The 24,251-nt window shown below is 43.8% G+C and carries 25 protein-coding genes; 5 read left to right on the top strand and 20 right to left on the bottom strand.

Annotated features, from left to right (window positions below; translation table 11 throughout):
- Positions 1 to 69: 69 nt before the first annotated feature.
- Positions 70 to 702, top strand: coding sequence for a GNAT family N-acetyltransferase (locus NSS87_RS12215; RefSeq protein WP_339247397.1), 633 nt, complete (start codon positions 70 to 72; stop codon positions 700 to 702).
- Between the two features lie 7 nt (positions 703 to 709).
- On the opposite strand, the gene NSS87_RS12210 is transcribed toward NSS87_RS12215, so the two are convergent.
- From NSS87_RS12210 to NSS87_RS12200, 3 genes are all read right to left on the bottom strand, one after another.
- Positions 710 to 1,405: a 5'-methylthioadenosine/adenosylhomocysteine nucleosidase gene (locus NSS87_RS12210; protein WP_339247394.1), complete on the bottom strand. Its 696-nt coding sequence runs from the start codon at positions 1,403 to 1,405 to the stop codon at positions 710 to 712.
- Between the two features lie 89 nt (positions 1,406 to 1,494).
- On the bottom strand, positions 1,495 to 2,505 hold the full coding sequence (ccpA, locus tag NSS87_RS12205) for a catabolite control protein A (protein ID WP_042187330.1): 1,011 nt from the start codon (positions 2,503 to 2,505) through the stop codon (positions 1,495 to 1,497).
- 264 nt (positions 2,506 to 2,769) lie between these two features.
- Positions 2,770 to 3,222 carry a hypothetical protein gene (locus NSS87_RS12200; RefSeq protein WP_042187328.1) on the bottom strand — a complete coding sequence of 151 codons (453 nt, stop codon included), beginning with the start codon at positions 3,220 to 3,222 and terminating at the stop codon, positions 2,770 to 2,772.
- 206 nt (positions 3,223 to 3,428) lie between these two features.
- Here NSS87_RS12200 and NSS87_RS12195 point away from each other — a divergent pair, with 206 nt between their 5' ends.
- Complete coding sequence (locus NSS87_RS12195) at positions 3,429 to 3,953, top strand: type 1 glutamine amidotransferase domain-containing protein (protein ID WP_042126813.1); 525 nt, start codon at positions 3,429 to 3,431, stop codon at positions 3,951 to 3,953.
- 99 nt (positions 3,954 to 4,052) lie between these two features.
- On the opposite strand, the gene NSS87_RS12190 is transcribed toward NSS87_RS12195, so the two are convergent.
- The 7 genes from NSS87_RS12190 to aroA all read right to left on the bottom strand — a co-directional run bounded on the left by NSS87_RS12190 (position 4,053) and on the right by aroA (position 13,230).
- Positions 4,053 to 5,480, bottom strand: a complete 1,428-nt coding sequence (locus tag NSS87_RS12190; RefSeq protein WP_339247390.1) for a hypothetical protein — start codon at positions 5,478 to 5,480, stop codon at positions 4,053 to 4,055.
- Positions 5,473 to 6,003, bottom strand: a complete 531-nt coding sequence (locus NSS87_RS12185; RefSeq protein WP_339247387.1) for a sigma-70 family RNA polymerase sigma factor — start codon at positions 6,001 to 6,003, stop codon at positions 5,473 to 5,475. Before NSS87_RS12185 ends, NSS87_RS12190 begins: the two co-directional genes overlap by 8 nt.
- A 174-nt stretch (positions 6,004 to 6,177) precedes the next feature.
- Positions 6,178 to 7,947 (bottom strand): phosphoenolpyruvate--protein phosphotransferase, encoded by a 1,770-nt coding sequence (gene ptsP, locus NSS87_RS12180; RefSeq protein WP_042187321.1) that lies wholly within the window; start codon positions 7,945 to 7,947, stop codon positions 6,178 to 6,180.
- Positions 7,944 to 9,830 (bottom strand): glucose PTS transporter subunit IIA, encoded by a 1,887-nt coding sequence (locus tag NSS87_RS12175; protein WP_339247384.1) that lies wholly within the window; start codon positions 9,828 to 9,830, stop codon positions 7,944 to 7,946. Before NSS87_RS12175 ends, ptsP begins: the two co-directional genes overlap by 4 nt.
- Before the next feature lie 522 nt (positions 9,831 to 10,352).
- Positions 10,353 to 11,021, bottom strand: coding sequence for a hypothetical protein (locus tag NSS87_RS12170; RefSeq protein WP_339247382.1), 669 nt, complete (start codon positions 11,019 to 11,021; stop codon positions 10,353 to 10,355).
- A 406-nt stretch (positions 11,022 to 11,427) separates the two neighbouring features.
- Complete coding sequence (locus NSS87_RS12165; RefSeq protein ID WP_076299469.1) at positions 11,428 to 11,862, bottom strand: CoA-binding protein; 435 nt, start codon at positions 11,860 to 11,862, stop codon at positions 11,428 to 11,430.
- Between the two features lie 75 nt (positions 11,863 to 11,937).
- Positions 11,938 to 13,230: a 3-phosphoshikimate 1-carboxyvinyltransferase gene (gene aroA / locus NSS87_RS12160; RefSeq protein ID WP_339247378.1), complete on the bottom strand. Its 1,293-nt coding sequence runs from the start codon at positions 13,228 to 13,230 to the stop codon at positions 11,938 to 11,940.
- Positions 13,231 to 13,339: 109 nt separating this feature from the next.
- Here aroA and NSS87_RS12155 point away from each other — a divergent pair, with 109 nt between their 5' ends.
- Positions 13,340 to 13,645: a rhodanese-like domain-containing protein gene (locus NSS87_RS12155; protein WP_042187309.1), complete on the top strand. Its 306-nt coding sequence runs from the start codon at positions 13,340 to 13,342 to the stop codon at positions 13,643 to 13,645.
- 4 nt (positions 13,646 to 13,649) lie between these two features.
- Here NSS87_RS12155 and NSS87_RS12150 read toward each other — a convergent pair whose 3' ends face one another.
- The 4 genes from NSS87_RS12150 to NSS87_RS12135 all read right to left on the bottom strand — a co-directional run bounded on the left by NSS87_RS12150 (position 13,650) and on the right by NSS87_RS12135 (position 18,325).
- Positions 13,650 to 14,198, bottom strand: a complete 549-nt coding sequence (locus NSS87_RS12150) for a shikimate kinase (RefSeq protein WP_339247376.1) — start codon at positions 14,196 to 14,198, stop codon at positions 13,650 to 13,652.
- A gap of 271 nt (positions 14,199 to 14,469) precedes the next feature.
- Positions 14,470 to 15,885 carry an NADP-dependent phosphogluconate dehydrogenase gene (gndA, locus tag NSS87_RS12145; RefSeq protein WP_042187305.1) on the bottom strand — a complete coding sequence of 472 codons (1,416 nt, stop codon included), beginning with the start codon at positions 15,883 to 15,885 and terminating at the stop codon, positions 14,470 to 14,472.
- 266 nt (positions 15,886 to 16,151) lie between these two features.
- Positions 16,152 to 16,748, bottom strand: coding sequence for a hypothetical protein (locus tag NSS87_RS12140; protein WP_339247373.1), 597 nt, complete (start codon positions 16,746 to 16,748; stop codon positions 16,152 to 16,154).
- A gap of 287 nt (positions 16,749 to 17,035) precedes the next feature.
- Positions 17,036 to 18,325, bottom strand: coding sequence for an MFS transporter (locus NSS87_RS12135; RefSeq protein ID WP_339247371.1), 1,290 nt, complete (start codon positions 18,323 to 18,325; stop codon positions 17,036 to 17,038).
- Between the two features lie 96 nt (positions 18,326 to 18,421).
- Between NSS87_RS12135 and NSS87_RS12130 the strand changes: the two genes are divergently transcribed.
- On the top strand, positions 18,422 to 19,897 hold the full coding sequence (locus tag NSS87_RS12130) for an aminotransferase class I/II-fold pyridoxal phosphate-dependent enzyme (RefSeq protein WP_042126789.1): 1,476 nt from the start codon (positions 18,422 to 18,424) through the stop codon (positions 19,895 to 19,897).
- Positions 19,898 to 20,027: 130 nt separating this feature from the next.
- Here NSS87_RS12130 and NSS87_RS12125 read toward each other — a convergent pair whose 3' ends face one another.
- On the bottom strand, positions 20,028 to 20,339 hold the full coding sequence (locus NSS87_RS12125; protein ID WP_042187300.1) for a DUF1292 domain-containing protein: 312 nt from the start codon (positions 20,337 to 20,339) through the stop codon (positions 20,028 to 20,030).
- An 80-nt stretch (positions 20,340 to 20,419) separates the two neighbouring features.
- A complete protein-coding gene (locus tag NSS87_RS12120) occupies positions 20,420 to 20,974 on the bottom strand; it encodes a copper amine oxidase (RefSeq protein ID WP_042187298.1) in 555 nt (184 codons plus the stop codon).
- A gap of 164 nt (positions 20,975 to 21,138) precedes the next feature.
- On the opposite strand from NSS87_RS12120, the gene NSS87_RS12115 reads away from it, so the two are divergent.
- A complete protein-coding gene (locus NSS87_RS12115) occupies positions 21,139 to 21,876 on the top strand; it encodes an MBL fold metallo-hydrolase (protein ID WP_339247365.1) in 738 nt (245 codons plus the stop codon).
- Between the two features lie 63 nt (positions 21,877 to 21,939).
- On the opposite strand, the gene NSS87_RS12110 is transcribed toward NSS87_RS12115, so the two are convergent.
- From NSS87_RS12110 to NSS87_RS12095, 4 genes are all read right to left on the bottom strand, one after another.
- Positions 21,940 to 22,179: a DUF3892 domain-containing protein gene (locus NSS87_RS12110; RefSeq protein WP_042187294.1), complete on the bottom strand. Its 240-nt coding sequence runs from the start codon at positions 22,177 to 22,179 to the stop codon at positions 21,940 to 21,942.
- An 85-nt stretch (positions 22,180 to 22,264) separates the two neighbouring features.
- On the bottom strand, positions 22,265 to 22,708 hold the full coding sequence (locus NSS87_RS12105) for a GNAT family N-acetyltransferase (protein WP_339247363.1): 444 nt from the start codon (positions 22,706 to 22,708) through the stop codon (positions 22,265 to 22,267).
- Positions 22,709 to 22,815: 107 nt separating this feature from the next.
- On the bottom strand, positions 22,816 to 23,028 hold the full coding sequence (locus NSS87_RS12100) for a hypothetical protein (protein ID WP_076282950.1): 213 nt from the start codon (positions 23,026 to 23,028) through the stop codon (positions 22,816 to 22,818).
- A gap of 104 nt (positions 23,029 to 23,132) precedes the next feature.
- A complete protein-coding gene (locus NSS87_RS12095) occupies positions 23,133 to 24,209 on the bottom strand; it encodes a site-2 protease family protein (RefSeq protein ID WP_339247360.1) in 1,077 nt (358 codons plus the stop codon).
- Positions 24,210 to 24,251 lie beyond the last annotated feature (42 nt).

The raw sequence follows: 24,251 nt of genomic DNA, 5'->3' as shown, positions 1-24,251 counted from the left end.
TATGTCTGAATTAGTATAACATAGCAAACGTTTACATTCCATATTTTATCATCCGAAAGGAGCACGGCTATGGAGCATCGTAAAATCCCTGTTACCCATACGCTTTCATATAAAGGTAGAACAATAACAATAAGTGGCCCCCGATCTCCAGAGGACCTTAAAGCCCTTCACATGCATCATGATCTTGATGCCTTCCGCAAGCCGATTGAACAGCAAGAAGCTCTCATAGAGATTGCTAGCTTGCCAGAAGGACGTATAATTACAGCTGTAGAGGATGGCACTATAATAGGCTATGTAACCTTTCATTATCCAGATGAAATGGAGCTTTGGTCACAGGGTGGAATGATGGATCTAATTGAGCTTGGAGCTATTGAGGTGAGTAATGATTATAGGGGAGCCGGACTAGGCCGGCTGCTGATTTCCACTGCTTTTGAGCAAGAGCAATTGGAGAATTGTATCGTCTTTACAACAGAGTATTATTGGCACTGGGATTTAAAAGGGAGTGGGCTTGATGTGTGGGCTTATCGTCAAATGATGGAGCGGCTAATGAAAACTGTAAATATGGTTTGGTATGCTACGGATGATCCTGAAATCTGTTCACATCCAGCAAACTGCCTAATGGTTCGTATTGGACAAGAGGTACCTATGTCCTCACAGGAGACTTTCGACAGGGTACGCTTTAGACAGCGCTTCATGTACTAAACGAGTATTAAAGATGCTGCAGCATATATTCTAATATAGAATGTGAGCGCCCTGAGGCTTCCACCGTGAACTCCTTAAAACTCACATTTGCTGACCCGTCAGACTTATCAGACATCGAACGAATAATAACAAAGGGAGTGGCGTTCATCACACACACTTGTGCAACCGCCGCCCCTTCCATCTCCACGCACGCTCCGTCCAATTCCTCTCTTAATTTGGCTACAATCTTCGCATTAGAAATGAATTGATCACCTGAAAGTACTTTGCCGACCAAGTACTTTTGGCCTAACTCGTTACACGCCTTCTCAGCAAGGAGTACCAATGAAGGGTCTGCCTGAAAGACAGAATTATCCTGATAAGGTATTTCACCTTTTGAAAAGCCAAGTGCTGTAGCATCCATATCATGCTGAACACAAGTAGATGATATTACAATATCTCCAATATTCAATTCAGGGTGCACAGCCCCAGCAACCCCAGTAAACAACACACGAGACACACCAAAGGAATCAATTAGAATTTGTGTCGTAACTGCTGCATTTACTTTACCTACCCCAGATTTACAGAGCACTACAGACTTTCCTAATATATTTCCTATGTAATAATGAATTCCTGCCTTGACCTTCGTCTCCTTATTCTCCATCCTTTCTAGTAATAGCTTAATCTCTTCATCCATCGCACCAATTAATCCGATTATTTCAGGCAAAGATAACGCCTCCTCCGATGATTTACTCTGTAAAAAACATAAAAAGCTCCAAAAGGAGCTTTTTACGGAAATACTGTTTATTTCTTAAATTACTTATTCAGATGATTAACAGACAGGCGGAGAATCGTTTCATGAGGCAAGATAACCCGCGGATTCTCAACCGTCTCTTTCTTCATGAGTTTCGTCAAAAGTCTCATTGCTACCGCACCTAGGTCATACATAGGCTGGGCTACAGTTGTCAACAATGGACGAACCATCGAAGCCATACGGATGTTATCCACACTAATAATGGAGAAGTCATCCGGTACCTTCAGGCCTTCATCCTGAATACTGTGAATTGCACCAATAGCCATCTCGTCGGTTGCGGCAAAAATAGCGGTTGGCTTCTTCTTGAGTCCAAGGAAATACTTCATGGCTTCGACACCAGATTCATAGCGGTAGTTACCGATACGTACCAAGTCTTCTTGATACTCGATTCCAGCCTGTTCAAGTGCCTTTTTATAACCATGGAAACGTGCATATCCATTCGCAGGATCCTGGAGTGTACCACTGATCATTGCGATTTCTCGGTGACCGTGACGAATCAAAGTATTCACTGCATCAAAAGCAGCGGTTTCATGATCGATGTCAACGGAAGGATAAGTTCCCTTCTCATCCCGTGTAGCACATAGGACAATCGGAACTGCAGAAGTCTGGAAAGCTTGAATATGTTCTTCGGTTACCGTACCACCCATGAAGAGCAGACCATCGACCTGTTTCTCCAAAAGAGTATTGATGACACGGATTTCCTTTTCTTTACGCTTATCCGCGTTACACAATATAATATTGTAATGATACATGTTCGCGATATCTTCAATCCCGCGTGCAATTTCTGCAAAAATCGAGTTTGAAATATCAGGGATGACAACCCCAACGGTTGTCGTTTTCTTACTGGCAAGTCCTCTCGCCACGGCATTGGGACGATATCCCAAACGCTCAATCGCTTCAAAAACTTTCTTCCGGGTCTGCGGTTTCACGTTAGGGTTATTGTTCACAACCCGTGATACCGTAGCCATAGATACGCCTGCTTCTCGAGCTACATCGTAAATGGTTACCGTCAAATTACTCTCTCCATTGCGATAAATTTTATCGTTCGACTAATTAAAAATATGATACGACACTTTGTACAATTGTGCAATGATAACGCTTCATTTTCCTTTCAAAATTTCTTTCAAGGCTGAAGACGTAACCCCTAATTACAATTTTTGACTAGTGTAGGTTTCCCTATTCACGAGCACAATAATGTAACTTCTATCTATCGTAACAAAAAGTGAGTGAAAAATCCAACATTCCGTGAAAGTTTTTCATTATTTTCACAGAATGTTTTAATAATTTGCGTTTTTAGTCGTTTGGAACGTTAATTGAGACAGTCTTCGACTAGTTTCTTCCATCCAATTCTGGTCTTTAAGCCCCTCAGCTAGTCGGTATAGATCAAGTAACATATCCACTCTAGCCTGAATTGTCTCTCGGATAGCCAACTCTAATTCTTGAAATCCTCCGACAACAACCTCTGTCAAAGCTTCTTTTAGGACACTAGCTAATTCATTTCTTTGAGTAAACGAAAAATCTTGTCTTGGCACATCCGCGTTCAATTCTTTCACTAGCTTTCCTAGATCTGCTTTAATAAACGACAAGGGCTCATAACTAGTACATTTCGGACAAGTATAGACAGGGACATGTGTAATCTTCACCCTCGTATTAAAAATCAATGAATGCATATGTAAGTTCATGAGGCCACCGCAGCTGCACAACTTCTCCATTAAGTTATCTGTATACATCTTCTACACCTCTTGCAAGAAATGAATTAAGTACAAAGTATGACTTTTCAATTTCTATATTCGACCTCCCTCGATTAAAACCCTCCTTAATTGCATATAATGATTAAATTGGCAATTTGTCTATAATTTACAATCCTTCAGATGACTTCGTATTTTAAATTTGATAGAATATGAAGGATCATGTGATACGAAAGGAGCTTAACAAAATGAGACTAGCTGGAAAAAAGGTCATAGCACTCGTAGACGATGAATTTGAAGATTTGGAGCTCTGGTATCCCGTGTACCGAGTTAGAGAAGAAGGCGCTGAGGTTCACTTGGCAGGTTTGGAAAAAGATAAAACATACATCGGCAAATATGGTGTGCCTGCAAAAGCGGAGTACTCCTGGGACGATCTTAATGCCGCAGATTATGACGGGATTTTAGTTCCTGGCGGCTGGGCCCCTGATAAAATCCGTAGATACAGTGCCGTACTAAAGCTAGTGCAGGATTTCAATGCAGCTAAGAAACCTATTGGGCAGATCTGCCACGCAGGCTGGGTATTAATTTCCGCTAAAATTCTGGAAGGTGTAACCGTCACCTCCACACCCGGCATCCGTGATGATATGGAGAATGCCGGAGCGATATGGAAAGATGAAGCTGTGGTTACGGATGGACATATTATTTCTGCTCGTCGCCCGCCAGATCTGCCGCCCTATGGCAAAGCTTTTTGTGATGCGTTAGCTGGGGAGTAGGGTACTGTACAAATATATTGGTTAAAAAATAAACAAGCCCTGTTTCTCACTTTTTGAGGAACAGGGCTTGTGATTTGATTCGCTCTACATCAGAGTTCATTACTTAATCCGAAGGGAAGCCTTCTCCTTGAATAAGGTTGGATAAGAATTAAATTTGAAAGTCAAGGGTTGGGGGAGCTTTTCCTTCCCTACGTTAAAGAAAAAGGTTACTGTAGTTCCCCTGCTATCTTCATTAAACTCTTTATATCCTGAGTAGCCATCTTTAACCCATCCTAACCAATGCCCACTACCAGTGCTATCCACAAAATTATCGTCCAATGCAAAACCGCTATCAGCAAACGCCTCCATATCATCTTTAGGAATAAAGTAATCCAAAACCAGAATTCCCTGCTCTTCGTTCTCCATCCGCTTTGAAATCGTTAGATTGTTATCCGGTGCCTTTAGAATCTGCTGTGTTTCCGTGTCAATCACGAGCTCGACCTTTGATTGATCTAGAGCGGAGATTCCTTCAACTTCTAGTTTGATTGGTTCAGCAGGTCTCATATTGTCATTGTTGAAAATATAAGTTTTCAAGCCCCCTACTACTGAAGAAGCACCACTTACCCTCATTAACTCCTCTTGATGCTCCCCTTTCCCGATAACCAGCTTAGGTGAAATTATATTAAAAATCCTCATTTTATTCTCTTTGTCAAAGGTTTCCCGCATGTAAATACCCGTAGGTCCAATATAGATATTGTCCATTTTGATTTTCTGTCCACCAATAGACAGACTATCCTTCAGATCAACAATCTCTCCCTTAAAATAGTTGTTATCGTCTTCCAGCGGAATTTTAACACTTAGCTTTTTAATATCCATGCTCGAGCTAGAAGGGTCCTTGGATTCTGGATATAGAGATAATGTAATATTCAACTCATCTGTCAGATCATCTCGATATTTATCCCAGACGATTTGTTCTAACATGCGGGTCGTCCCAGGTGAACCTGCCTCTTGTGCATTAGAATTGCTAAACCCGCTATATCCGGTGAGGTCGTAATTATTCTTTTGATTTTTTTTCAATGACAGGCCTATCATTTGCATCTTCTGATCTGTATTATTCTGGATTGTATAAAGCACAGCAATACCTCTATGATCTGCCATGATTCCGTTAACCGTCCACTGTATCCCATCCATCTCAGGAGAGGAGATATTTACCTCCTTCAGTATACCTGCATTAAGTGCTGATTTAATCGTCAGATTATCAGCAACAATGGGTCTAAACACTTCAAGCTGACCCCAGCTTTTTGGTGGTAACTGCGCACGAACAGGATTGGCCATCTGATGTGCCCAAGGTACAATAATTAATAAAGCGATGGCTAGGACCGCCAACGCAACAACAGCGTATCTTTTTCTAAAAGAGAATCTTTTGTGGCTACCTTGCTGCATCCCCTTGCGAATCGCGGCATCCAGCTTAACATCCGGGATCTCCTCAGCCTCGACATCAATTCTCTGAAAATAATCGTTAAGCAGCTTTTCTTCAGACTCAGCCATAAAATAGATCCCCCTTCCGTTTCATTCTGTCACGCAGCTGTTTCAGACCTTTATTGAGCCATGTCTTCACGGTGCCCTCCGGTTTATCCAGTACCTCTGCAATTTCTGCAAGGGTCATATCCTTGTAATATTTGAGTACAAGCACCTGGCGATACTTCGGCTTTACCCCTTCCAACGCCTGTTCCATGTCTAATCTGCGGTCGCTTTTCATTTCCATGATCCCTACATCACTTCGAGCAGCTTCTGTGACAGCGTTCCTCTTTCTGCGCTTCAACTCATCGTTACAGCAATTGATCAGAATACGTGTTAGCCATGGAGCAAATCTCTCGGAGTCTTTTAAGCTTTTACGTTTAATCCATGCACGGCAGGTTGCCTCCTGTAGAACTTCCAACGAATCCGCTTCGTTTCGTAAATAGCTATAAGCAATGCTGTATAGCTTTCTTTTCTGTTCAGCTACCAGCTCATAAAATATGTCTTCATCCGTAGCGGCTATTTCCATTTCGTCATTAATAATGTGTTCCATGCTTGTTTTGTCCTCCCCCCTTGCTTTCACGCATAAATCATTCCTGTGCAACTCGCTCTATGTATAGACTGCGCCGAAGCGCAAACGGTTTTGTTTTTTTATAAAATACAAAAGAAAAAGGCCCGGCAAGAATGCCGAACCTTGATGTGGACTTGATGATGTAGCGCTTGATAACTATGAAGAAGCTTTCTCCTTTGTTTCCACGCTCGTTCCAAGCGTAATACCGCTTTTCTGAGCATAAGCACTTAGGATTTCTTCCGTCTCCGAGCTTGTACGATGATGGAAGCAAGCTTTAGCAACCCTTGTAGCATCTATAGCCAGTGTATTTAGGGTACGGTGTTTAACCTTCAGCAGTGCCTGTGGCGACATGCTAAGATCACTAATCCCTAACTCCAGCCAAAGTGGTAAAGAACGCTCATCTGCCGCCATTTCACCACATACACTTATATCTATTTTTGCATTACGGGCTGCTTCTACAGTCATACGGATCATTCGCAGAACCGCTGGATGATATGGATGATACATATGCGCAATTTGTTCATTCATACGATCTACGGCTAGTACATATTGCACCAAATCGTTCGTACCGATACTGAAAAAGTCAACTTCCTCAGCAAGTAAATCCGCAATCATAACCGCAGCTGGAACTTCAATCATAATACCGACTGGAATATTCCGATTAAACGGTATGCCCCGTAGCTCCAGTTCAGCCTTCACTTCTTCCAGTACAGCTTTTGCTGCTTGTACTTCTTCTACGGAAGATATCATAGGGAACATTAGCTTTACATTCCCATACGCACTCGCCCGCAAAATGGCTGTTAGCTGAGTTTTGAACATATCTTGTCGATTTAAGCTAATTCGAATGGCACGATAGCCAAGGAACGGATTCTGCTCTTCTGGCAGCTGGAAGTAATCCAGATGCTTGTCCCCGCCTATATCCAGCGAACGGATCACAACCATATTGCTGCCTACCTTCTCGACAACCTGTTTATACACTTCGAATTGTTCATCCTCCGTTGGAAAAGAACTGCGATCCATATAAAGAAACTCTGTACGGAATAGACCTACACCCTCGGCTCCATACTTGAGCGCTAAATTCAGTTCTTTGACTGAGCTGATATTACCGGCCAATCGTAGGTTAACGCCATCTTTAGTGACGGCATCGACTGTAGCAAGCAATTCCAGTTGTTCTTTCTTTTTATGCTGCTTGTTCCGAAGAGAAACATATTCATTGATCGTTACCTCATCAGGATGAATTTGCACTGATCCTGTGTCTCCGTCTATCACGAGCATGTCTCCGGTCTGAATTGGGTTAGATAAATTATTCTCCAAACCTGCTACGAGTGGAATGCCCAGCGCACGAGCCATAATGGAGGAATGTGAGGTTTTACCGCCCATCATAGTAACAATACCTAGAACATAAGTTGGGTTCAAGTGAGCTAACTGGGAAGGAGACAACTCCTTCGCTACGAGAATATACGGCTGTGTATCCGATGGCAGCGTGACCTCAGGAGCACCTAAAAGATGCTTTAACAGACGGTTACCGACATCCTTGATATCAACCGCCCGCTCCTTCATGTATTCATCATCCAGCAGATCAAACATCGCTACAAAATGATCAATCGCTTCCTTAACAGCCACTTCCGCCGCCTTATACTGGCGTTCAATAATCCCCCGGATTTCGCTCATAAACACCGGATCATCCAAAATCGCCAGATGAGCATCAAAAATGCTGGATTCCTCCGGACCGACTACTTCTCTGAATTCTTTTTTAATGAATTCAATCTCGTCCTTAGAGGTACGGATACCTTCGTATAAACGCTCAAACTCCTTAGCTAGATCCACTGGGTTCACTTGTGTGTCTGGTAAGCTCCACTCCCAGTTCGGTAAGACAAAGGCCTTCCCGATAGCTACACCTGCTGCTGCGCCTATGCCTTGTATCATCCTTCTATCCCTCCAACGTTACTTTCATGTAAGACTACGGACATTACTGAAGATTGCCCCTTTTTAACATTTTTAAATGGAGCATAGCTCCATGATTTTACTCGATCAGGATTCGTAATCACCATTGGTGTAGCCAGTGAAGCTGCATGCTCACGCAAATAAGCGAGGTCGAATTTAACAAGCAATTGACCTGGTTCCACACTGTCGCCTTCTTTTACTACCGCCTCAAATGGCCCTTTAAGCTGCGAAGTGTCGATCCCTATATGCATAAGCACCTCCAGCCCTTCCGGCGTAGCAATACCAACGGCGTGCATTGTAGGATAGACGTGCATAACCTTCCCGAATACAGGCGAAGTAAGCTCCCCTTTTTCCGGCAAAAATGCAACTCCATCACCCACCAGCTTCGCTGCAAAGATGTGATCCGGCACTTCCTCTATGGGCATCATTCTACCCTGCATCGGAGAACTGAACAATACCTGAGGCAAATCACGAAGCATTAGCTTATTAATCTCCTCGCGGATCAGCTCTGAATACGTACCAAATACTACCTGGACATTCCCGCCACCGAGCTTGATAATCCCAGCAGAGCCAAGACCTTTGAGCGCCCCGGTATCAATATATCGATCATTATGGACGGTAAGCCTCAAACGAGTGATACAGGATTGTACTTGTACGATATTCTCCTTACCACCAAGCGCCTCCAAGATCAATGGTGCCTGATAAGGGATGTTTCCTGCCCAATCACCGAGTTCCGAACCTTCTTCACGCCCTGGTGTTGGGATCTGAAAACGGCGAATCGCCCAGCGGAACAAGTTATAATATACAATCCCATAAGCTATACCGATCGGAATTAACAACCAAGCCCTCTGGGACAGATGCATATTCAAAAAGAAATCAATAGCCCCTGCGGAATAGGAGAACCCATGATGAATCCCCAACATGTAGGTAATCACCATAGCAAGACCGGACATTACTGTATGTACCGCAAATAAGTAGGGAGAAGCAAACAAAAACGCAAATTCAATCTGCTCCGAAACCCCGGTTAGAAAACAGACCAGAGCCGCCCGCACAAAAGTCTTTTTAATCTTAGGCTTCAAGTCCTCGCGCGCTTCCTGAATAATTGCAAAAGCAATGGCTGGCAGTGCGAACATCATAATCGGAAACAAACCCGCCATAAAAATGCCCGCCGTAGGATCGCCTGCAAAAAAACGTGGCAAATCCCCCTGAACGACAGTGCTACCATCAGGAGTTGTAAAGTTTCCAAACTGAAACCAAAACACATTGTTGAGAATATGGTGAAGACCGAAGGCTGTTAGTACTCTATATAGCACTCCATAAATAAAAACGCCAAAGCCGCCTGTCTGCAATATCCCTTGAAAAAGATCATCCAGTCCTCTTTGCAGCAGTGGAGAAATCCCTAACATCACCCATGCAAAGCCAGCCGAAAACAATCCCATGAACAGCAAAACAAAACGCGAACCTCCAAAAAACTGTATCGCCTCTGGAAGCTTGATATTTTTGAACCGGTTTTGAGCGATACCGGCAACTATACCCAGCAAAATTCCGATAAGTGTTGCAGGTTGTACAAGCCCGTCTCCCATATGGGTAACAATCCGGTCGTAAGTGAACATTCCAGCCAGTGCTGCAAGACCCGCCGTTCCAGCTTGATTGGATAATCCCCATGCTACACCCACAGCGAACAAATAAGGCATAAAATAAAAGATTCCCTGCCCAGCGTATGTAGCCACTTCGGATACCGAAGAAAGTCCCCATGCAGACCAAGGTAAGCTGCCCAAACTAAGCAAAATGGCTGCCGCCGGCAGTACCATGGTAGGAAGCATTATGGCTCTGCCCAATTGCTGCAATGATCCGAGCCAATTCAAGGCTACCCTCTCCTTTCTTTCTATATTGAATGGTAAGCGCTGCGGGGGTTTTTGTCAAAATAAACTGAAGGAAAAGATCAGGTTATATTTAAAACAAATAAACACTCACTCCACAATAAAATCACCTAGAAACACCATTCTCTGGGCTCAGGATTCCAAAGCACTAAAGCAAACAATGCTAAAGTTGTTTAAAACCGATAAAAAGTTACTCCGAATGAATGTGCGTCTCTAATAATGCTTCAAGTGAATGAGTAATATTTATTGAATGAAGTTTTGTATGCCGACTGAGTCTCTTTCTTTTTGCTGCCGATGATTATAAAAAAGTTAATTGTACTTTGTGCAACTATTTATATCCTAGAAACACTGAAAACCATATAAGTGTACTTTGTGCAATTATTTTTAATAATCCCACCCTTTTCCTTATCTTTGGTGTGTAATAAGTGTACAAAGTACAACTAAACCACAATAGAATAGAGATATTTCCGATATAGTTGTATATATAGTGCAATTATTCTCCCACTCCTACCATATTTGATCTGGTCGCATAGCTTTCACTTCGTATTGTCGAACCCGTTCTCCCGTAATTACAGGCTTTATTAGTCCCTTCTCACTCAACGAGTGCAACAATCTTCGCGCCGTTCGAAAGTTAATGCTGAAATGAGTGGTCACATCCTTTGGACGGATCGCCCTACCCAGTCGCCAAGCCAACCGCAGAACCTCCTTCTCCTCAGACAAAATATCCACGCCTGCAGATTTGCGCGCCAAATGAGGTGCCAGCACCAATTGCAAAAGCATCCGGCACACCTCGGGGCGGTGCTGAAGATCATCAACAGAAAAATGAATCATTTTCCACCCCATTCCGGTCAGAAAAGTGTCCCGATTAACTGCGTAGTTGAATCTCTCGCGGTCCATGTCCTTCACATGACTTTGAAACCCGTCGCACTCAATCCCGAGACTGCCGCCGCTCTGCGGAAGAAAAGCGAAGTCCAGAAACTGAGATTTACGGTTCCAGTCGTACACTTCGTATTCTGGATGCAAATCATCAAGGCTCTCAAACAATGGCCACCATACATTCTGCAAGAACAACTTCTCCGCATAATTATGGCCTCTAACCAGCCTCCCCCTTCTTTCTCCTGATCTTTCAGTCAAGTGCTTGTTAATGAACATACCATGTGCTTCTTCAAATTCCATTGTGGTATCCTCCCTATAAAAATAAAAGAACGCCCTTCACCGCAAATCATGCGGATAAAGGACGTTCTTCGTCTAACTTCAGTATAACAAGCTCAGTTAGTGATTTGCATTAGAAATTGCACAGTCTGTACAGCGAATCGTAATCAAACGATGCTATTGATCTTGGCTGTTCTTCAACATTAAATTTGCAACTACTTCAGCGTCAAAAAATTTAGTTCGCTGGTTTGTTAGTTTGTTCTTTTGTCTGTCGGCTCGCCGGTTCATTGTTCTCTCGGTTGGTTCGTTTGTCGGCTCGTAAGCTCGTCAGTTCATCGTTTGCCCGTTCGTCGGTTCGTTCGAAATCCCTTGATACACGCTCTGATCATCATTTTTTCAATAGTCAGATAAAGTGTTGCACTACCGAACCTTATGCCCGAGTACGCCCATGCATCGTGATCGCTTCTTCGACCTTGATACAACGGTCCATAATCGCCGTCATACCGTGCTCAGCGGCGATTTCAGCAGCTTCCTGGCTGATTATACCCTGCTGGAGCCAAAGCACACGTGCGCCGATTTCAGCGGCCTCCTGTGCGACCTTTGCGCAGTATTCGCTTCGGCGAAACACATTAACAATGTCCACCGGCTCTGGAATTTCCGCTAACGTATGATAGCACTTTTCTCCCAGTATTTCACCATCAACCAATGGGTTTACAGGAATGATCCGATATCCCCGACTTTGCATAGCACCCGCGACCATATAGGAGGTACGGTCTGTTTTGTCAGACAGGCCAACTACTGCAATATTACCTGCAGAAGCAAGGATATCTCCGATCTGTTCCCGACTTGGATTCTCAAAGCTCATACACAGTGCCCCTTTCCATAGTTACACTTTATGATCCTTAATTAACTGAAGCTAAATTCGCTAGCTCCCTTACTTCTATTGTACCCACTCCACATTCGCACCAAGCGCACGCAGGTGATCAAAGTATTGCGGATACGACTTAGCGACATGGTGAGCATCCTTGATCAATAGTGGTTTACGCGCTCGTAAACCTACTACTGACAGCGCCATAATTACACGGTGGTCGTAATGCGCGTTAATGGTCACACCACCTTCGACGCCTTCAGGCATGCCGTGAACGATAATTTCATCGCGGCGTTCCTCAACATTGGCTCCTGCACGAGTCAATTCTGCCAAGTAATCAGTTATACGATCACATTCCTTATACCGAAGGTTCTCAACGTTATAGAATCGTGAAGTGCCTTCAGCAAATACTGCAGCAGCTACCATAGCCAGCACTGCATCGGTTGCAGCATCTCCGTCGAATTCAACGGCTTTTAGAACGCCGTTCCCTTGTACGTGAACTGTTCCTTCTTTATGAGTAAGCGGTACTTCCATCATACGCAACACATCAACAATGGCTCTTTCTCCCTGCTTACTCTGTTCCATAAGTCGATGTACCTTAACATCTGACTTTGTCACAGCAGCAGCTGCTAGAATAGCCGCAGAGCCAGGATAGTCACCTTGCACAGTATACGTCTTAGCCGCGTAGGCTTGACGACCCGGCACTTTAAAGGACATATAATCATCTGCCGCATGAACCACAATTCCTGCCTGCTCCAACACTTCTAGTGTCTGACCTACGACAACCTTTGATTTCAAATCATCAAGGACAATAATTTCACTATCTTCTTCAAGCAATGGTGTCAAGAATAATAGAGCACTTAGGAACTGGGAGCTGACAGCACCCGAAACTGTAATTCTACCCCCAACAGGTTTGCCACCGCGGATCGTGATCGGCAACTTACCTTCATTATGCTCTACCTTCACACCAAGCTGTTCTAGAGATACGATCAGGTCGTCATGTGGACGTTTACCCAATGAGTCAGGATACGTATTTACGAATGTGACCTCAGGGCTTAAAGCAGCTACAGCCATTAGAAAACGTAATACTGCTCCAGCATTCCCCACATTAAGTTCCTTAACATCCTTAGGTTTGCGTCCAAAGCCTTGAATCACAATCTTCTCATCATCTTCTGTGAGTACAGCTCCCAAATCTGCAATACAACGACGGATGGCATCGCTATCTTCACTATGTGCCGGATGATAAATCGTACTTACGCCTTCTGACAATGCGGCAACCAGCAAATAGCGAGTGGTATAGTTTTTGGAAGAGAGGGCCCCAAATTCTCCTTGCAGGGATGGCGTTGGCCTAACAATAACGTCCATAATATAAACTCTCCTTAGTAGATATAGTTGTATGTAGTGCTCGTTTGACAGGGTATTCCATGCTTGTGTTATCATTAAACCATTCTTCTGATGAAAAGAGGTCACAACCATGCATAATGTTCCACAAATTACACCGCAAGAATTGCGGCAGTGTCTAGAGACAGGGGAAGACCTTGTACTCATCGACGTTCGTGAAGACGAAGAGGTTGCCTTCGGGATGATTCCCGGTGCACAGCATATCCCCATGGGAGAAATTCCACACCGCACTGAGGATATTCCAAGCGATGCCAAAGTGATCTTTATCTGCCGTTCCGGTGCTCGAAGCCAGCGTGTCTGCGAATATCTACAACAGTTTGGCTATCATGCTACAAATTTAAGCGGCGGTATGATTGAATGGAATGAAACACTCTCTTAAAAGCTCAGCCGCGGTAATGCATTAAAATATATTGCGACACTTCTGCCGCTGTCAGTCCCGTTGTATCGACCGTGTAATGCGCGAACAGGTAAGCTTCTCGACGGTCTTCCATGATACGTCTAACCCGTTCTTCTGCATTGCCGGCGAGCAGCGGACGATTCTGATCTCCACTAACGCGGGTAATAATCTCTTCTTCTGTTGCCGTTAGCGCAACCACATGCCCTTTACTCAGCATTAAATCTGTATTCCCCGGCGCCAATACCGCGCCACCACCAGTAGATATTAATTTATTCTCAGACTCTAGCATACGCTTTAGTACTGCTGTTTCCACGCTTCGAAAGTAATGCTCTCCATCTTCCGCGAAAATTTCTGCAATACTTCGGCCTTCAGTTTCAACAATGACATGATCCAGATCAACCAGCTCGTAACCCAGTTCCTCGGCCAAAATTGCGCCTACTGTTGACTTCCCCGTTGCCATCATCCCTACTAAAATAATGTTCTTATTTCTTTGCTCTTCATTGAACTTTTTAAATTCTTCTGTATCCCCAGCCATGTCTATCCTCCAACCGCGATATTTGTCATATCATAACACAGGGTCAAAACATTAGACAATCTGCTTCACATAGTAAATATACATCAAAACTTCAACAAAAAAGGCCCGAAAGCCTCCCCATTTCTGGTGAAGCAATTCGGGCCACTTTTTTAAAATATAAGAAAGTACAAGTTTCATGTTATACATTAACCTTATATTTCTCGCATAAACGCTTCTTACCGTCCTTTAGGGACGCCGAAGGCGTTATTGCTTATAACCGTAATAAACTAGATTATTCTGCAGACATCCAGTTGTGGTGGAAAACGCCTTCTTTGTCTACACGTTTGAACGTATGTGCGCCGAAGTAATCGCGTTGAGCCTGAAGCAGGTTCGCAGGCAGTCTCTCTGTACGATAGCTATCATAGTAAGCCAATGCGCTGGAGAATCCAGGTACTGGAACACCCATCGTTACAGCTGAAGCGATAACTTTACGCCATGCGGATTGGTAATTGTCCATAACATCCTTGAAGAAAGGATCAAGCAATAGGTTCTTAAGATCTGCATTGTTCTCGTAAGCATCCGTGATGTTTTGTAGGAAACGGGAACGGATAATGCAGCCGCCGCGCCAAATTTTAGCCAACTCGCCATATTTCAGATCCCAACCGTATTCGTCGGAAGCTACACGAAGTTGAGCGAAACCTTGAGCATAGGATACGATTTTACTTGCAAACAATGCTTTACGCACGTTCTCGATGAATTCAGCTTTGTCACCATCAAATGGTGTAGCTTCTGGTCCGTTAAGCACTTTGCTTGCTTCTACGCGCTCATCCTTCATTGCAGAGAGGAAGCGTGAGAATACGGATTCGGTAATCATGGACAAAGGTACACCAAGATCCAATGAGCTTTGGCTTGTCCATTTACCAGTTCCCTTTTGGCCAGCGGAATCAAGGATCACGTCAACCATTGGTTTACCAGTTTCTTCATCATACTGAGCAAAAATATCTGTAGTAATCTCGATCAGGTAGCTGTCGAGCTCACCGCTATTCCACTCTTTGAAAATGTTGTGAAGTTCTTTTGCATCTAGACCTAGAACGTCTTTGAGCAGCTGGTAAGCTTCACAGATTAATTGCATATCACCATATTCGATACCGTTGTGCACCATTTTAACATAGTGTCCCGCACCGTCTGGTCCGATATATGTACAGCAAGGCTCACCGTTAACTTTAGCTGAGATTGCAGTTAGGATTGGTTCAACTAGCTTATACGCGCTTTCTTGACCGCCAGGCATAATGGAAGGACCTTTAAGAGCTCCTTCTTCACCGCCAGAAACCCCAGTTCCGACAAAGCGGAAACCTTTTTCTTCCAGATATTTACTGCGACGAACCGTATCAGGGAAATAAGCATTTCCTCCGTCGATAATAATGTCGCCTTGATCAAGATGCGGCAACAGTTGCTCGATGGTAGCATCAGTAGCTTTACCAGCTTGAACCATGATCAGAATTTTGCGCGGTGTTTCCAGCGAAGCTACAAATTCCTCAACGGAAAATGTGCCTACGAGGTTTTTACCTTCCGCCTCAGCAAGAAGATCATGTGTCTTCTCCGGTGAGCGGTTAAACACGGATACGGAAAAACCTTTGCTTTCGATATTTAGAGCCAAATTCTTGCCCATTACCGCCAAGCCAATAACGCCGATTTGTTGTTTTGCCATCTGGTCCTCCACCCTTTGCACCCTATATTTTTGGGAAATCCATTTCTCGCAGTATAAGAATACCACCCTTTATCAGAGACAGCAAAGCCTGCCCTGCGAATAAAGATCAAATTCATCGACAAATCCATTGCCAATATGAAAATGATCACAATGACTATTTTAACGTTTTTAGCACCAGAAGTGAACCCCTGTCTGCAAGTTCTCAAACAAATCTAAGACACCCCGAAATTCGGGGTGCCCCTAAGCAACTTATTTCGGCACCTTGTTTACCATTCTAACATATACAATTCCTTCGTCAAAAAGGTAAGCTGAGCTCGGCATTTCTCCGCTCGAATCATATCCTCAGCCTTAAGTGCATCATTTAATCGATCCAGCTGCTCATCCACTTCAATCCTGCGCTGGCGAATTCGTTCCTCTCCTTCAACAGAATAAAAGAGCTTGGTCAGCTCCTCATCGGTGAGCATAGGACCCTTCTGGTATAAGACTCGCTGCTGATAACCCGAGATTTCAACAAGACGAATCACTTCGCCGAACAAAATATTTTCAATAATAATCTGACGGTCTCTGAAGCGCTTTACAATGGCATGGCCTCGCATGTCCCCAATTAACTTCTCCATCCATTCTGACAAGCGAGCATCACGAATCATATAGTCACCCACGAGTTTATAGCCATCTTTGATCCTTTGAAAACGTAATTTCACCAGTTTACGACCCGTACGGACCGAAATTACAAAGACCTGTTCGTTCTCGCTCCAATATAGGGAATAACCTTTTTGAATCAAATCCTTGATCAGGTCCTGGATATGCTGTCTGTCGAAACGCAGCTCCAGGTTACAATACTCCACCTCGTCGTTTTTGTTCACGGCACTCCCCCCTAACTACTTCACATCTGCAAAGCCAACACAATTGTTCAATTTCCGATTATTTATGGCTGCCGGACCTCTTCAAGTAGTAGTTACTTTTGCGTTCGTCTTAGTCTTATTTTATACTTCAGTTTATGTAGCGGTAACTTGGTTTATTGACTATTTTTACCCGCAACAGACTTTCTCCAAACGCTGATTGAATTTTTATTTCTTTTAGTCCTTTTAATTCCTAAAAAAAGCCGCTGACAACTAATTCTCAGGTTGTCAGCGGCTTTTCACATCTAAGGTCAACTAGTTTTAAATTTCAACTTTGTTCTGTGTACAATTAGTAAATGCAGCCCAAAGAGCATCAACATTACAATTGCACTCATCAGAAACGGAACACCGTGACCTACATGGTCCCATAGTCTCCCTGATATCACTGGTCCTGCCACCATCCCTGAGCCTTGCAAGGTCAAGAAAAGCCCCCACACAGTCCCTCGTTCCCCCTTAGGCACTTGCTTAGCCAGAAAAGCATTCCACGCCGGGAGAATAAGCGCGTAGCTTATACCGACCAATGCAACCGCGATAAAAGCAAGCGGGAGCCAGCGTACCTGTGAGAACAGGGCAAGCGAAAAGGCGGCAAGCAAAAAGCCAATGTTCAGAAACACAGATGTTCCTATTCGGTCCACCAGCTTGCCTGCTGGAATTAGAGCAAGCACCGTAATTCCCCCACCTGCAATCAGAAGCAGACTAAATTGATTCGGACTAACATGAAGCTCCGTACGTGCAAACAAGGTAACTACAGGCGTCATCAAGCCAATGGCAAAAGCCTGAAGAAATAAGGCTGGATATAGTAGGCGACTGACTTTAAGCGTCGTTCTGACCTGATGTAGTGTTCTTTTTATACTTTCTAATGGACTGATTTTTTTACGCTCAATAGCTCCGCCGAGCCCCTGCATGTCCCTTACAACTGCATGAGTGCCACTTGACGAGATTCTTTTAGGTAGAAAAAGCGCAACTACAACTACTACAGCAGCACACCCTAGCAGGACCAAAAAGGCTACACGATAGCTTTGTCCACCCTGATCCATCAAAAAATTCACTACAATCGGACCGATTCCAGTTCCTGCGAGCGATGCCATCTCAACAGCACCCATAGCTGCACCACTGCTGCCGCTTTTAGTAGATCCCGCCAATTCCGTTATTCCGGTCATCACACAAGGCCAAAGCGGGGATGTCCCGATCCCAAGAATAAGACAGGCAATCGAGAGCGTAACTGCTGTTTTGGCATATATTATCATTCCAACAGCTACTAGGATCAACAACAAGGCACTTGTCATGGTCCAGCGAAATCCTATGCGCTCCATAACCCAGCCAGAAGGACTGCGGAATAGATTATCCCCCAAATACTGGAGTGCAAAGGCAAAGCCTACTACTGTAACAGATAGACCCAAAATATTCTCCATATATACGGGTAACAAAGCGACAAGTAGCGACCCTTTAACAAACTCAACTAAAAAAATAATTACCCACATCTCCATGATAAATGGGGACGTCAAACTGATATGTGTACGTTGTGCAGCTTTTGTGGACATTCTATCACATCCAAATCCTAGTATTCTGTAGATTGTTTTGTTATACTGATGCTTGCCTTAAATTTTAATATTCGCGAAAGGTTGTGACAGCATTAAATGAATCAACACCGTACTCCCCTCTTCACAGCTTTAAAAAAGCATGCCGCCGGCAATCCCGTTCAATTTCATATCCCGGGGCATAAGAAGGGGCTAGGAACCGATGCCGAATTCCGTGAGTTTATCGGCGATAACGCTCTATCCATCGATCTAATCAACATCGCACCGCTTGATGATTTACATCAGCCAACTGGAGTAATCCAGGAAGCTCAGAAGCTGGCTGCGAAGGCTTTCGGCGCCGACTATACGTATTTTAGCGTACAGGGCACGAGCAATGCCATCATGACGATGATCCTCTCTGTCTGCTCACCGGGTGATAAAATAATTGTGCCGCGCAACATTCATAAATCTGTGATGTCGGCCATTATCTTCTCCGGAGCCAAGCCTGTGTTTGTCTCGCCTGTTCAGGATGAGAATCTCGGGATAGATCACGGCATAACGACCAGTTCGCTGGAACGAGCGTTAAGGCGTCATCCAGACGCCAAAGGAGTTCTAGTAATCAATCCCACGTACTTCGGTGTATGCGCCGACCTGCGTTCGATTGTCGACCTGGCTCACCGTTACGGTGTACCCGTATTGGTGGACGAGGCACATGGAGTACTGATTCATTTTCATGAGGATCTGCCGGTATCGGCCATGCAGGCCGGAGCGGACATCGCTGCCACTAGTGTGCATAAACTTGGCGGCTCCATGACGCAAAGCTCGGTACTGAATCTTAATGCTAAGACGGGTCTGATTAACCCGCAACGGGTACAGACCATTATGAGCATGCTGACTACAACATCTACCTCATATATTTTATTAGCGTCTTTGGATACATCAAGACGTAATCTCGCGCTGAACGGTCATGAAATGGCGGAAAGAACCATCAGACTGTCCAACTACGCACGCGAAACGATCAATACGATCGAAGGCCTGTACAGCTTTGGAAAAGAGATCCTTGGGACAGAAGCTACATTTGATCATGACCCAACTAAGCTTAACATTCATGTGCGCCATTTAGGGATCACAGGATACGAAACCGAAAACTGGCTGCGCGAGAAGTACAACATCGAAGTAGAACTAAGTGACATGTATAATATTCTTTGCCTTATTACCCCAGGTGATACCCAAGAATCAGTAGATAAATTATTAGCTGCACTTCGGGTGTTGTCCGCCATTCATTACAGCAAGGGTGAAATCTACGAACTTAAGGTTCAGGTTCCAGAAATTCCACAGCTTGCTCTGATTCCAAGGGACGCTTTTTATGCGGATACGCAGTTAGTTCCATTCCGTGAATCTGCTGGCTACATTATTGCAGAGTTTATATATGTATATCCGCCTGGAATTCCTATTCTTCTCCCTGGCGAGGTTATCACTCAGGATAACATCGATTATATTATTGACCATGTGGAGATCGGACTTCCGGTTAAAGGTCCTGAAGATCGCAGCATCACGAACATAAAAGTGATTGTAGAAGCCGATCCTATTTCCTAAGATCCATCATTTTCCTAAAAAACTTCATTCATTTATACAAAAACCCGATACCATAATAAGTATCGGGTTTCTGTATATAAACATCAACTGTCATATACACAATAGAACAGCTTAATTTAGTCGCTAAAATCTATTCTTGCTGAGCAAGCAGATTGTTGTAAGCTTCTTCAACAGCTTTCCATTCTTCTTCATCTTCGATATTGTACAATACCATTTCTTCGTCTTCTTCTTCCATACGCAGAATAATGCCATCCGCTTCAGGATTTTCCTTTTCTAACAGCAGCGCGTATAGTTTCTCACCGATGTCGAAAGTTTCAACCAATACCATTTCAACATCTTCGCCCTGCTCGTTCGTCAAGGTCAGCACAAACTCCTCGTGCTCATGGTCGTGATCATGCCCGCAACCGCATGCTTCACCATGCTCATGTTTGTGATCGCTCATTGTAATACCTCACTTTGAATTGTATTATCCTACATCTGGTATACTACCACGTTAGATTAGTTCAGGTCAATTTAGAACCCTTAATTAAGAGCTGTAATTACCTTTTCTGACACAAGAACGTAATCCGCATTTTTGGAAGCTTTCATGTAGAAGCCTACCCGATATTTGCCGGTTTCTTTAAAATCATAAGTAAACTCCGAGGTCGGAAACCAGAAATTATCCTTCTGCGAGCCTTCAAGCTCCTGCGACTGAATATCCTTAACATTACCAGAGGGGTCCGTTATGGCTACTTTTACAGCTGAAACCTCTTCTGTTAAGCTATCTACCTGGGTTAATATTTTAATCTTAAGCTTGCCTACGTTTACGTTACCAAAGACCGTATTATCCTTAAAAAGAACAATATGAACATTAGGCTTAAGAATCGTCACTTTTCCAGATCCATCCCAATTCACTACCCCGCCCGCTTCTCTAGCGGGAATATATGTTTTTCCATCAATCAAATAACCGCCGTCTACAATTTCCGTCCCGTTGTTCCATACCCTGATTTTCTTACTCACAGAATCGGCGAACAATAAGGAGCCACCCATCAAGGAAAAAGCAAACACACATAAAGTGACTTTTTTCCATCTATTCATTTGAAACCCTCCAAATAATTCATGCTATTAATGTATACTTACTTTGTCTCAGCAAGTTGCGCTAATTGTAGGTAAATATTTCATTCATCTTCCGAAAAATGATATTATGTACTTGTTCCAAGTTGATATATTAGCTGACAGCGATTTCAGGAGGGTACTTTCTTATGAGTCTTAACCTACAAATGCTAGGAACTGGCAATGCTTTTGCTAAAAACTATTTTAACAATAATGGCTTGCTACTAGCTGATGATTATACCCTACTAATTGATTGCGGGATTACAGCCCCACTTGCCATGCATACCATCGGGAAATCCTTCCGTGACGTAAACGCTACTCTAATTACGCATATTCATGCGGACCATGTTGGAGGTCTGGAAGAGCTAGCACTTACGCTAAAGCACGTATACGGGAAAACTATGAGATTACATTTACCTGAGACGCTTGTTGAGCCACTTTGGAACAACACCTTAAAGGGTGGATTATACCAAAAAGATGCAGTAGCCTCCCTGACCGATATCTTCGAGGTTACACCTATGAAACCCGGAATTACGTACAAGCTCGCTCCTTCTCTTACGCTCGAGATCATACATACGCCGCATATTCCTGGCAAAGATAGCTATTCCCTTCTAATAAATAATGAGATTTTCTACAGCGCGGATATGACTTTTCAGCCGGATCTACTTATAAGCCTTGTCCGTGAACGCGGCATCCGAATGATTCTGCATGACTGTCAGCTTGGTGGATCAGGTGTTGTTCACACCACACTGGAGGAGTTAATGTCTTTACCTGAAGATGTTCGACGTATCATCAAGCTCATGCATTATAGCGATGAACAACCTCAATTCGTCGGGCTTACTGGAGAGATGGAGTTTATTGAGCAGCATGTAATTTATAAACTCTGATTTGATTAAAAAAAGACCGTACATTGACGTCTGATGACGTATGTACGGTCTTTGCCTTTAGAACTATGAGAAACTCGGAAGATTATCCAAATTGTTGGTTGGATCCCCATCCGCGTCGCCGCGAATATAAGTTCCTCCGTCTTTACCTTTAAAAGCATTCACTCCGGCAATATTTCCGGCCTGTACTTCTTGAAGCGCTTGGTCATACGCCAGGACACGTCCTGTAGAGGTCTGGAAACTGGTTAAATCTCCGTCTCCATTTTTCTGTACAGCTACGAAACTTTCGCGTTCGTTATTTGGCACTTCAGCTCGCCCCTTGCGCTTGGATTTGCCATCATATGGCACATCCTAGCTTGCTTCATGGAACGGTAAATTATGTGCACTATTTTTAAAGAGTTTTCTGCATCCGTACATGTAGAATACCTGCGTCATAAAAAGGTTCCGTTGAAATCACTTCATATCCTAGCTTCTTGTAGAAATTCTCAGCTTGGCACTGTGCATCAAGAATCGAAGCTTCCAGTCCAAGCTCCCGAGCAAGCTCTTCCATAGCTAGCAACAGAACACGTCCGTATCCTTTGACTCGATAATCTTTCAGTACGGCGATACGCTGCATTTTGGCTGTACCTGCTTTGTAATAAATCAATCTTCCCGTAGCCACAGGTACACCTTCATCTATAATTAGAATATGGTGCACATTCGGACCGATAACATCGTATTCATCAATTTCTTCCTCAGCCGGTACCATTTGTTCCTCTACAAATACTTTAGTACGAATATCCAGCCCCATCTGAAGCTGTTCCTCTGTAGTTACCCGTAAGATTTCTGCCGCCATGTTAGTCCCAAACTCCTCTCTCTATGTATCCAACGATAGTTGTCTATTATATAAAAATTCGACTAGAAAGAAAAGCCTGAGCATGAGAAATCATCTTCTACGCTGCTCTAATCTGCAGAATATACTTCTTCAGGAATTGAACGATTGTATGTGTCTTGCATCACTGGTGACAATGGAGGGTACTGACCTTTTGGCTTTCCATCTAGGTTAGTCATTTCTTTGATTTCCATGACTTTTGTTGGCTTCGCCTCGGAACATCCTCCCAAAACCATCAGTAACAGCAGACAAACGCCGACTTCCCATTTCAAAAATTTAGGCATGGTTTTACTCCTTTCACCGTTCAACTGTGGTTATTCTCATTACAGCTTTGACGGTTCATGAGTTTTATAAACCATTGGATCACTTCATTCCCCGATTCTAGCCCTTATAGATTCACATTTCCAACGACATGGACCATGTACATCATTCCTGCCAGAAAGCCAGCTAATACAAAATAAGCGATACCGTATTTCCAGCGTGAGCTAGCCGGCACATCGTAATACTTATCGTTCTCGTAGACCGAATAGCTAATATCACAATTCATCTTAAGATGAAGCCCATTCTCTAAGGTCACAGGCTCTAGCTGCGAGATACGTACCTTTTCAATGATGCATTGCTGCGGAAGCGCAGCTCTACCAATGTAGTTCAGTTGATCCCATCTCACCCCTACATACTGCTGTCTTTCCAAATCACTGTAAGTAGTAAAAGGTAAATCTCTTCTATGCTCTGGTCCTGGAATCATGTAGCCTGCATCTCTAAGTGGCTCTACTGGAATTAAGAAACTCTTCGTTACAGAATAAAGGCGATTGTTAGTGCGTTTCTTGACATATTTGTTATACAGATCGTAAGCAAATAACGCCCAAATAATAAAGAACAAGATCGAACGCATATAGATGATGATGGCTAAACCACCCACGAGCCCCACAAGCCACAGCCAGCGCGTCACCGCGGTTGCAATACGGCCACCGTCAAGCGGGTGAATCGGCAGCAGATTGATCAAATTAAGTAAAAAACCTATATAAGCCAAGGAATAGAGAAGTGGACTATCCATGTAATAAGCCGCCCCAAAAACGGCTGTAGCCCCAATGGTTCCTAAGATCGGACCTCCAAAAGCAATATAAGCTTCCGTCTGGGCATCCAGCGGTTGTTTTTTCATTGTAATTAAAGCTCCCAAAAACGGTATAAACAGCGGAGCGCTGACTGGAAGCCCGATCCGTTTCGCTGCTATTACATGTCCTAATTCATGGACTAGCAAGAGCAGGACAAAGCCCACGGCAAACCCCCACGGGTAAATCAAAGCATAAGCCCATATTGAAATCATCATTGATATTAACGGCCCGGCAATTTTACCTATTTTCAGAAGAGACAAAATCGCCTTTCCTTTAATCAGGAGCATCGCCGCCCCGCCCCCCAACCATTTCCATGGCGTGGAAGAATTCTTTTTCTGCTCATTTTGCGGCAAGATCTCAAGCTCCTTTTTCTTTCAATTTTTATCTAACTGCTG

The sequence above is a fragment of the Paenibacillus sp. FSL F4-0243 genome (assembly GCF_037963295.1).
Lineage (GTDB): Bacteria > Bacillota > Bacilli > Paenibacillales > Paenibacillaceae > Paenibacillus_AQ.
This window is presented reverse-complemented; position numbering and strand designations above follow the sequence as displayed.